This is a genomic window from Porphyromonas endodontalis ATCC 35406, assembly GCF_000174815.1.
Taxonomy (GTDB): domain Bacteria; phylum Bacteroidota; class Bacteroidia; order Bacteroidales; family Porphyromonadaceae; genus Porphyromonas; species Porphyromonas endodontalis.
Genome location: NZ_ACNN01000019.1, coordinates 1 through 10,707, shown reverse-complemented (window position 1 = coordinate 10,707; position 10,707 = coordinate 1). Strand labels below are relative to the sequence as shown.

At 46.6% G+C, this 10,707-nt stretch carries 11 protein-coding genes and 1 tRNA gene; all 12 read left to right on the top strand.

Annotation, left to right across the window (positions count from 1 at the left end; genetic code table 11):
• Positions 1 to 186: 186 nt before the first annotated feature.
• Positions 187 to 426, top strand: coding sequence for a 50S ribosomal protein L28 (gene rpmB / locus POREN0001_RS04365; protein WP_004333471.1), 240 nt, complete (start codon positions 187 to 189; stop codon positions 424 to 426).
• A 30-nt stretch (positions 427 to 456) separates the two neighbouring features.
• Positions 457 to 648, top strand: a complete 192-nt coding sequence (gene rpmG / locus POREN0001_RS04360) for a 50S ribosomal protein L33 (protein ID WP_004333464.1) — start codon at positions 457 to 459, stop codon at positions 646 to 648.
• Between the two features lie 18 nt (positions 649 to 666).
• The gene (locus POREN0001_RS09265; protein WP_004333473.1) at positions 667 to 822 is read left to right on the top strand and encodes a DUF4295 domain-containing protein; all 156 of its coding nucleotides are present in this window, start codon (positions 667 to 669) and stop codon (positions 820 to 822) included.
• Between the two features lie 265 nt (positions 823 to 1,087).
• Positions 1,088 to 1,666, top strand: coding sequence for a crossover junction endodeoxyribonuclease RuvC (ruvC, locus tag POREN0001_RS04355; protein WP_004333480.1), 579 nt, complete (start codon positions 1,088 to 1,090; stop codon positions 1,664 to 1,666).
• Between the two features lie 259 nt (positions 1,667 to 1,925).
• Positions 1,926 to 1,999 (top strand) — tRNA-Thr (locus POREN0001_RS04350).
• 105 nt (positions 2,000 to 2,104) lie between these two features.
• Positions 2,105 to 4,135, top strand: coding sequence for an excinuclease ABC subunit UvrB (gene uvrB / locus POREN0001_RS04345; protein WP_004333475.1), 2,031 nt, complete (start codon positions 2,105 to 2,107; stop codon positions 4,133 to 4,135).
• A 91-nt stretch (positions 4,136 to 4,226) separates the two neighbouring features.
• Positions 4,227 to 4,574, top strand: a complete 348-nt coding sequence (gene rpsF / locus POREN0001_RS04340; protein ID WP_004333484.1) for a 30S ribosomal protein S6 — start codon at positions 4,227 to 4,229, stop codon at positions 4,572 to 4,574.
• Between the two features lie 3 nt (positions 4,575 to 4,577).
• Positions 4,578 to 4,850 (top strand): 30S ribosomal protein S18, encoded by a 273-nt coding sequence (gene rpsR, locus POREN0001_RS04335; RefSeq protein WP_004333478.1) that lies wholly within the window; start codon positions 4,578 to 4,580, stop codon positions 4,848 to 4,850.
• Between the two features lie 22 nt (positions 4,851 to 4,872).
• Positions 4,873 to 5,421: a 50S ribosomal protein L9 gene (rplI, locus tag POREN0001_RS04330; protein WP_004333486.1), complete on the top strand. Its 549-nt coding sequence runs from the start codon at positions 4,873 to 4,875 to the stop codon at positions 5,419 to 5,421.
• A 257-nt stretch (positions 5,422 to 5,678) separates the two neighbouring features.
• Positions 5,679 to 7,349, top strand: coding sequence for a putative transporter (locus POREN0001_RS04325; protein WP_004333482.1), 1,671 nt, complete (start codon positions 5,679 to 5,681; stop codon positions 7,347 to 7,349).
• 193 nt (positions 7,350 to 7,542) lie between these two features.
• On the top strand, positions 7,543 to 9,909 hold the full coding sequence (topA, locus tag POREN0001_RS04320) for a type I DNA topoisomerase (RefSeq protein ID WP_040580726.1): 2,367 nt from the start codon (positions 7,543 to 7,545) through the stop codon (positions 9,907 to 9,909).
• Positions 9,910 to 9,915: 6 nt separating this feature from the next.
• The coding region (gene truA, locus POREN0001_RS04315) for a tRNA pseudouridine(38-40) synthase TruA (RefSeq protein WP_004333466.1) at positions 9,916 to 10,707 on the top strand (792 nt) is incomplete at its 3' end.

Below are 10,707 nucleotides of genomic sequence, written 5' to 3'. Positions count from 1 at the left end.
AAACCGAAAAACACGAGTGAGAAACTTGGTCATCTCAAAAAAAATGCTTTACTTTGCACCCGATTACGGCTCTGCATGGGCGCTTGATCGTATAGAGGTAATGATGCTAAACTTCGTACCGGACGGCAGTATGCACAGCAAGTAATTGACAATGAGTATTATAAGAAATAACGACTATACAAAGAGATGTCTAAGGCTTGTCAAATTACAGGTAAGCGTGCGATGGTAGGAAACAATGTATCGCACTCTAATCATAAGACGAAGCGTGTCTTCAATGTAAACCTATTCGAGAAGAAGTTTTATTGGCCGGAACAAGATTGCTGGATCCGCCTCAAGGTTTCAGCAGATGGTCTTCGTTTGATCAATAAAATCGGTCTTAACGAAGCTCTAAAGCGTGCCGCAGAAAAAGGATATATAGGCGCATAAATTCATAGGCAGCAATAGCAAAGAATCAATATGGCAACTAAAAAAGCAAAGGGGAATCGCATACAAGTAATCCTCGAATGCACAGAGCATAAAGAAAGTGGTATGCCGGGCACTTCTCGTTATATCACCACTAAGAATCGTAAAAATACAACCAACCGTTTGGAGCTAAAGAAGTATAACCCTATCCTTAAGCGTTATACTCTTCACCGCGAGATTAAGTAAATATAGGAGAGAAAAGAAATGGCAAAGAAATCCGTTGCAACTTTTAGAAGCGGTAGTAAAGATGGCCGCGCCTATTCTAAGGTAATCAAGATGGTAAAGTCTCCTAAGACGGGTGCATATTGCTTCCAGGAGGAGATGGTGCTTAACGAAGCTGTACAAGAATACTTTAAGTAAGAGTATCCGGTTCTTCCCCTCCCTATAAGTCTCTCCGAGAAAAGAAGAGATGGGCTTTCCCAAAAGGGAAGAGATGAAGAACTAGAAGTTACTTTTTCATCTATAGAGAGAGCTGTGTTGGGATTAAACCTGATGCAGCTCTTTTCTTTTTAGATGCTACACCCTTGCAAAGAAAGGGTAAGAATAAAAACCGTACTCCCCTCCCCCTTTCTCATTCGTTGAAAGAAGAGATTATCTTTGCAGGGAGAAAAAAGACAAGAAAAAGATGGCACATGCAAAGGAGCGAATTATATTAGGAGTAGACCCAGGGACGCAACTCATGGGATATGGATTGATTCGCATTACTGCATCTCAACCAAAACTGCTAGCACTAGGTGTAATCGAACTTAGCAAATACGAAGATCATTACCTCCGCCTAAGCCATATCTTCAATCGAATTACCGGCCTGATCGAAGAGTTCTTACCCGATGAGATGGCCCTCGAGGCCCCATTTTACGGAAAGAACGTACAGAGTATGCTCAAACTTGGGAGGGCACAAGGCGCCGCCATGATAGCAGGGCTACAGCGCGGATTACCTATTACGGAATATGCTCCGCTACGCATAAAGCAATCTATCACGGGGAGCGGATCCGCATCCAAGGAGCAAGTAGCAGCGATGCTCCAGAGAATACTCGCCATTCCGGCAGCCGATATGCCCAAACATCTTGATGCCACAGACGGCCTTGCAGTAGCCCTCTGCCACTTCTATCAGACGAGCAACACCCTCGCTTCGTCAGACAAAGTCATCCGAAACTGGTCCGATTTTGTCAAGTCCAACCCTAACAAAGTACATGGGCTCAAATAATTCAGAAAAACTTTTATGTTCTAATATTTTCATAATCGACTGAATATCAAACAAGAGAAACAGATAAAAGAAAAGAATCTAGAGCCTAGATCTCTCCTTACACTACCGAGGTATTGCAGGAATAAAAAAAAGCAGTACCTTTGCACTCGCGGGTGAGTCCTATACGGTCAGCTCCTTGTGATCCCCCCAGGGCTTGATCGCAGCAAGGGTAGCAGGTTGTAGCGACGCGATATAGGTTGCTCACCCCAACCCTATGAATGCCTCTTTAGCTCAGTTGGCCAGAGCACGTGATTTGTAATCTCGGGGTCGTTGGTTCGAATCCGACAAGAGGCTCAAAAGTGATAGTGGAAAATCCTCTCCCAGTGCTATGATGGCATTTTGGAGAGGATTCTTTCTTTATAGGACATCATTTCCAATCGTCTACAAATCTCCTGCCTTATGAACTTTGAACTAACAAGCCAATACAAGCCAACAGGTGATCAACCGGAAGCCATCAGCCAGCTTGTCGCAGGGCTCAAGCAAAACATACCGGCACAAACTCTCCTTGGGGTCACAGGCTCTGGGAAAACCTTCACCATCGCCAACGTAATAGCGCAAGCAAATCGTCCCACTCTTATTGTAAGCCACAACAAAACCTTGGCAGCACAATTATATAGCGAGTTCAAAGCCTTTTTCCCACACAATGCCGTAGAATACTTTGTCTCATACTACGACTACTACCAACCCGAAGCTTACCTAGCAACTACAGACACATACATAGAAAAGGACATGGCTATCAATGCCGAGATAGAAAAGATGCGCCTACGCACTACGGCATCTCTACTATCCGGCCGGAGGGATGTGATTGTTGTATCATCGGTATCATGTTTATATGGTATGGCCGATCCTCATGTTTTTTCGGATTGTATCATCACATTAAAACGAGGGATGACCTACCCGAGGAGTCGGCTCATGCGCGACTTGGCTGCAAGCTATTATATCAATAACAAAGTAGATTTCACCTCAGGAAGCTTCCGAGTGAATGGCGATACGATCGATATTTTTCCGGCAATAGAAGGATATGATGGTGTGGCATATAGGGTAGAATATTGGGATGACGAAATAGACTCTCTCTCAGTTATCCACCCCGTCTCCGGTACTATACAGGGAGAACTAGACAACCTAAGCATTTACCCTGCCAACCTATTTGTCACCACCAAAGAGCAGACAAAGCAGGCCATCGAAGAGATTAAAAAGGATCTTGCTCTCCGTGTTGCAGAATTAGAAAGCATGGAGAAACACTACGAAGCAACTCGCCTGCAAGAGCGTGTAAAGTACGACGTAGAGATGATAAGCGAGATCGGCTATTGTACCGGCATTGAGAACTACTCTCGCTACTTCGATGGGCGAAGTGCAGGAGCACGTCCCTTCTGTCTCCTCGATTATTTTCCTCAAGATTTCCTGCTCGTAGTAGACGAAAGCCATGTAACCATACCCCAAGTGCGAGCCATGTATGGGGGTGACAAGGCTAGGAAAACCTCTCTTGTCGATTATGGATTTCGCCTCCCTGCTGCCCTAGACAATCGCCCCCTCACATTCGATGAATTTAGGGAACTCACCCCCTCCACTATATATATAAGTGCAACACCTGCCGAGTACGAACTAGAAGAAAGTGAGGGGGTAATCATAGAACAAATCATACGCCCCACGGGCTTGCCAGATCCTATCATAGAGGTCAGACCCACAGAACACCAAGTAGACGACCTCATGGAAGAGATACAACAGAGAAGAGAACGGCATCAAAGAGTGTTGGTCACAACCCTTACCAAACGAATGGCAGAAGAGTTGAGCGAATACCTCCAGAGAGCCGGCATAGCTACGGCCTATATCCACAGCGATGTAGACACATTGGAGCGAATACGCATCCTCGACGAGCTACGCAAAGGAGTATTTGACGTGTTGGTGGGGGTCAATCTCCTCCGAGAAGGACTGGACCTTCCCGAAGTCTCCCTCGTTGCTATACTCGATGCCGATAAAGAGGGATTCTTACGTTCGCACCGCTCCCTCACCCAAACAGCAGGTCGCGCTGCTCGACATGTAGAAGGGAAGGTACTTTTCTATGCTGATAAGGTTACAGAGAGCATGCAGCAAACTATCGATGAGACTGCAGACCGCAGAGAGCGGCAACTCGCCTACAACAAAGCGAACAACATAACGCCCCGTCAAGTAGTCAAATCGGGGATAAGCCTAGTCTCTGGAGGTGACCTCCCCTCTACACTCCCCGCCCAAGCCTACATTGAGTCCAGCATACCAACAAAAGATCCTATGGTAGAGTATCTTAGCGCATCTCAACTCCGAAGCCTACTCGACAGCACTCGCAAGAAAATGTACGAAGCAGCAAAAGCTCTCGACTTCTCGGAGGCTGCAAGACTGAGGGACGAAGCCAACGACCTAGAGACTAAACTCCTAAAGCTAGAAAGAGCTTCCTAGGACTTTAGACATAGAGAGTGCCTAAGATTCAAATATTTGTAGTACCTTTGCACCCGAAATGTGAATGTAAATCATTAATAGAAACGTCAGTATGAACAGTTACGAAACCGTTTTCATCCTTACTCCCGTTTTGTCTGATCAACAGATGAAGGAAACGGTACAGAAGTTCGTCGATCTTCTCAAAGAACAAGGTTCTGAGATCGTGAACGAAGAAAACTGGGGACTCAAGATGCTTGCGTACCCCATTGACAAGAAGACAACAGGCTTCTATCAATTTGTTGAGTTTAACGCAGAACCCTCTGTGATCAAGAAGCTCGAAGTAAACTTCCGTCGCGACGAACGCGTTTTGCGTTTCCTCACTATCCGTCAGGATAAGTTCGCTCGTGAGTATGCCGAGAAGCGCAGAAATCTCAAGTCTAACAAGTCAACAAATCAATAAGCCATGTATAGTAAAAATAAGGGCGATATCCGCTATCTAACCCCCATGTCGGTGGATTCTAACAAGAAGAAGTATTGCCGTTTTAAGAAAAGTGGCATCAAGTACATCGACTATAAAGACCCCGAATTCCTTAAGAAATTTCTCAACGAGCAGGGACGTATTTTGCCTCGTCGCATCACTGGGACTTCGCTCAAATTCCAGCGCCGCATAGCTCGTGCTGTAAAGCGTGCCCGTCATTTGGCTCTTTTGCCTTTCGTTACCGACTTGATGAAATAACAAAGAGAGGAGATAGAAACATATGCAAGTTATATTAAAGGAAGACGTCCTCAACCTTGGGTATAAGGACGATATTGTAACCGTTCGCGACGGATATGGTCGCAACTATCTGATCCCTCGTGGCATGGCTGTTATAGCCAGCGAATCTGCTAAGAAGGTGCTTGCCGAAAGCCTCCGCCAGCGTCAGCACAAGCTTGCAGCTATCAAGAAAGCTGCTGAAGATCTTGCTGCTAAACTAGAGGGTGTTACTCTCTCGCTCAAGGCTAAAACATCTAAGTTTGGTGTTATCTTTGGTAGCGTTACGAGTATCCAACTCGCAGAAGCTCTCCAAGAAAAAGGCTTTGAGATCGATCGTAAGAGCATCTATCTAAAGAATCCCGTGAAGGAAGTTGGGAACTATGAGTGCCAACTCCGTCTCCACAAAGAAGTGCAAGTAAGCATTCCTTTTGAGGTTCTTTCTGAAAACTATCAGGAACTCGAAATCAAGAAGGAGGAGATCGTAGAAGCAGCTCCTGCTATAGAAGCAGCTCCCGAAGTTACAGAAACTCCAGACGCTACTACAGAAGCATAAGCTAGAATATAAGTATCGCTCTCGCTCCTTTAGGAGGGGGTAGGCCTTACTCTCGGCACCCTATAGTATCGCACTATAGTCGAAAGTTGCACAGACAAAGGTTAGCAGTACCCTTAGCGATATGATATTTACACAACATTACCGACCTCTAAACCCTGCAAAATAAGGGTCTGGAGGTCGGTTCTTTTATTGGGATATAAGCGAAACGCCCCCTTCCCATATTAGGAGGTTGGGCAAAAGACATTCCTTTTTGGGCTATGATTGATTGGATTAAAGAGGTTTTTTGGACACCGTCCGACATACAAACCATTATTGCCATTTGCCTTGTTTGTGCCATAGGGCTGATGCTGGCAAAAATAAAAATGGGCAAGATATCCCTCGGGATTACCTTTGTATTCTTCGTGGGCATCCTAGCTGCACATTTTGGGTTGCGAGTAGATCCCACAATGCTCACCTTTGCACAAAACTTTGGATTGGTACTCTTTATCTATTCGCTGGGAGTACAAGTTGGTCCCTCCTTTTTCCCCTCGCTCAAAAAAGGAGGTATTACAGATAATCTTCTCTCTGTACTACTAATTGGCATTACCCTTGTGCTCTGTTGGGGCATTTATGCAGTGGTCGGCATTCCCATAACAGAAGTAATTGGTATCATGTCTGGGGCAGTAACTAACACTCCGGTATTGGCAGCAGCACAAAGCACACTTGCCGGCATTGACCCCGGCTCCACAGGTGCTCAATCCAATATGGCTCTAGCATGTGCCGTAGCTTACCCATTGGGGGTTGTAGGGATGATCCTCGGGATGGTGATTCTCGGAGCTCTTCGCAAAAAAGGGGAGGAGAAAGGCTCTTCTGCCATGCAGCACAATACTTTTATCAATGAGTTTATTGCCAATAACCCTGCCATCCTAGGACGCACCATTGCAGCTATTGCACACGATGTGGATGCCAAGTTCGTTATTTCCCGTATTTGGCACAACGGAGCTGTTGTTTTACCCACTTCCCAAACCATTATTACGGAAGGGGATCATCTACTTGTTGCTTCGCACAAAGAGGATGTTCGAACGATAGAAATGCTTTTTGGCACCAAGGCTTCAAAAGACTGGAACCGAGAAGACATTGATTGGAACGCTGTAGACAAACAACTCGTCTCCAAAAGACTCATCGTTACGCGCCCCGATCTTAATGGAGAAAAGCTAGGCTCTCTCAAGCTCCGTAATCTCTACGATATTAATATAACGCGCATCTATAGATCCGGTATTGAGCTATTTGCCTCGCCCTCTCTCCGCCTTCAGTTAGGAGACCGACTCATTGTGGTAGGAGAAGCCAACGCTATCGCCAATGCCAAAGAGAAGATTGGAGATGAAGTAGGCGTACTTGATGTCCCCAATCTGATTAGCCTATTTGTAGGATTGGTACTAGGGTGCGTCGTTGGATCAATTCCTATATTTATCCCAGGTATCTCCATGCCCATAAAACTAGGATTGGCCGGAGGCCCTATTGTCATAGGAATTCTAATGGGAGCATACGGGCCTCGCTTCCGACTCTCGACCTACATAACCAATAGTGCAAGTTTGCTACTGCGCCAACTTGGTATCGTGATGTATCTAGGCTGCCTAGGGCTGGCAAGTGGAGCGAATTTCTTCGATACCATTGTACACGGCAATGGCTGGCAGTGGGTGCTGATAGGGGCAGTTATCACCATTCTACCCATATTGATCGTCGGCTGGATTGCCATGAAGTTTTCCCGTCGCTCCTATGGAGCTACTTGCGGGATGCTGTGTGGGAGCATGGCCAACCCCATGGCTCTAGATTATCTTACAGATAAAGTACACGATGATAGCCACAATGTAAGCTATGCTACGGTCTACCCTCTCTCTATGTTTCTACGGATCATCACGGCACAAATTCTTTTACTACTCATTATATAAGCAATCAAGCTCTCACAATCTCTAGCGAGAAGATTGAATAAGTATCTTGCACTTCTACTCATTGGCGACAATCCTCCTCAGAGAGAAGGCGCCAAGGGGATTTTTGGAGAACAAGCGTAAGCGTCTCTGCTCTCGCAGAGACTTTTCTAGTTCGCATGAACCTATTACCTTTGTCGCAAAATACGGAAAAGCGATGCAAAAGACCCCTAACCTCGTGATTGTCGAATCACCTGCCAAAGCTAAGACGATAGAGAAATTTCTTGGGAAAGGCTTCCGAGTACTCTCAAGCTACGGACATATTCGCGACTTAAAAAAGAGTGGATTAGGTATAGATATTTCCCAACAATTCGCCCCCAACTACATTGTAAGTAAGGATAAACTTGCTGTAGTACGAGACCTAAAACACGCAGCCGACAATGCCGAGATGGTATGGTTAGCATCCGATGAAGACCGCGAGGGAGAGGCTATCGCTTGGCATCTGTATGAGGTGCTAGAACGTGCAGGGAAACCAACAAAAAGGATTGTTTTCCACGAAATAACACAGCAAGCAATAGACTATGCTATTGCCCATCCTCGGGATATTGACCTCAACCTTGTAGATGCCCAACAAGCCCGCCGCGTACTTGACCGCATCGTAGGATTTGAGCTTTCTCCCATCCTATGGAAGCGTATCAAACCGGCTCTCTCAGCAGGACGTGTACAGTCGGTAGCCGTCCGTCTCATAGTGGATAGAGAGCGAGAGATTCAGCAATTCAGTCCTTCTTCTTCGTATAAAGTTATAGCGTCTCTTTGCAAACAAACGGAAGGGGAAACCCTGCAAGCCATTGCAGAAAAAACATTTGATACCGCGGAAGAAGCCAAGAATTTCCTAAGCCGTAACAGCGCTCAAGAGATGGAGGTACTGAGTCTCGTGAGTAAACCCGGGAAACGCTCTCCTGCGGCCCCCTTTACCACCTCTACCCTGCAACAAGAGGCTGCTCGAAAACTAGGGTACACCGTGGGGACAACCATGCGTATAGCCCAAAAACTCTATGAATCGGGGCACATTACCTATATGCGAACGGACTCCGTTAACCTCTCCACGTTGGCACTCAATAGTGCTGCCAAAGCCATAAAAGAGCGATGGGGCGAGAGCTACTACCAACTACGGAAGTACAAGACAAAGAGTAAGGGAGCACAAGAGGCACACGAAGCTATCCGCCCTACTGATCTAAGCAAAGAGAGTATCTCAGGTACTCCCCAAGAGCAAAAACTCTACGAAATGATCCATAAACGAACCCTAGCCTCCCAGATGGCAGATGTCGTTTTGGAGAAGACAACGGCAACCTTTAGGGGTCAGACCTCTAACGACGTTTTCGTAGCAGAGGGGGAGGTGATCCGCTTCGAGGGATTTCTCAAAGCCTACGACTATGCCTCTCATAGCGACGAAGAGGAAGAAAAGAATAATTCCCATCAACTCCCGACTCTTAGTAAGGGAGAATTGCTCAACACCCAAGAGCTCGTTGCTACAGAGCATATAACACGTGCTCCGGCTCGTTACTCAGAGGCCTCTCTCGTACGTCGACTAGAAGAGCTTGGCATCGGTCGACCCTCTACTTATGCCCCCACAATACAAGTTATACAAGCTAGAGAGTACGTACAAAAAGGGACCGGTAATGGCACCGAACATCAGTATCACGACTATATCTGCAACGCCCAGCATCCAACACCTACTCTCAAGATACGTACGGAGAAAATAGGAGCCGATAAGGGCAAACTTCTCCCCACAGACATCGGGATTGTGGTGAATGATTTTCTTGTAGAGAACTTCCCAAAGGTTATCGATTACAACTTTACGGCTCAAGTAGAAGGGCTCTTCGACAGAATAGCCGAAGGGAAAGAGATTTGGACCAACACCATGGAACATTTCTACACTCTCTTCCATCCCATGGTGGAGACGGCTCTAGAATCTTTTGACAATCACGCTAGAGGAGAAAGGCTTTTAGGCGTTGATCCCTCCACAAATAAGGCTGTAATGGCGCGTATTGGCCGTTATGGTCCTTTGGTACAAATAGGCGAGAACACGCCTACCGAAAAAGCTAGCTTTGCATCACTACGGGAGGGGCAGTCCATCCAAACCATTACGCTGGAGGAGGCTCTAGACCTCTTCAAACTACCTCGTACCCCAGGGCAATTTGAGGGGAATGACGTAAAAGTGGCTTCGGGTCGCTTCGGTCCCTACATTCAACATGCCGGCAAGTTTACCTCTATCCCTAAGCAATACGATCCCCTTTCCATCACCCTAGATGAGTGTATAGCACTCATACAGGCGAAGCGTGAAGAGGAGATAAAAGCTGAGCTAAAGAGGTTCTCTGAGGATCCGGAACTCACCATACGTACGGGACGTTTTGGTCCTTTCCTCAAACATGGAAAGGAAAACTATAAACTAAGCAAAGAGCAAAAAGAGCGGGCAGCCGAACTTACTTACGAAGAGTGCCTCAATATTATGAAGGATGGTCATCCATCAGGTACTCGCAAAGGTTCGACCAGCAAACGAACGGCTACCAAGTCCAAAAAGTAGCTCTCTATGCCTCGCTATTTCTTAGACATAGCCTTCGATGGAAGTAGCTACTGTGGTTGGCAACGCCAACCCAATGGGCTTGCCGTGCAGCAAGTGATAGAGGAGGCTTTATCCCTTCTCTTCCGCACCCCTATCTCTATTGTAGGGGCAGGTCGTACCGATGCGGGGGTGAATGCTTACTCCTTGCCGGCTCATGTGGATATACCCGAGACTGCAAAGGGAACACCTTATCGCTGGCGCAAAAGTCTCAATGGCATCTTACCTCATAACATAAACATCCGGAGCATTAGACCGGTGCAGCCTTCTGCCCACGCACGCTTCGATGCAATATCCCGCCGCTATCTCTACTTCATAGCAGAAGAACGCGATCCCTTCAACCGGCAATGGGTGCTACCGGTGCGCCCTTTTCCTGACATTGAGAAGATGAACCAAGCTGCTCAATACCTCCTTGGGACGCACGACTTTACCAGCTTTAGTCGTCTGCATACCGATACGCATACTAATATATGTACGATACAGGAGGCTTTTTGGTCCCCCTCGTCCTACCCTTCTACTTGGCAATTTAGTATAACTGCCAATCGCTTTTTACGCAATATGGTACGTGCCATTGTGGGCACTCTCTTAGAGGTAGGGGCTTCAACCCTTGCTCCGGAAGATATTATAGAGATTATTCGTGCTCAAGATCGTAATAGAGCAGGAGCCTCCGTGCGTGGAGAAGCCCTTTTTCTGGCTCATGTGGAGTACCCAAAAGAGATTTACTTAGATAGTAATATACCCCAGACAGATAGCTCTTCTTCT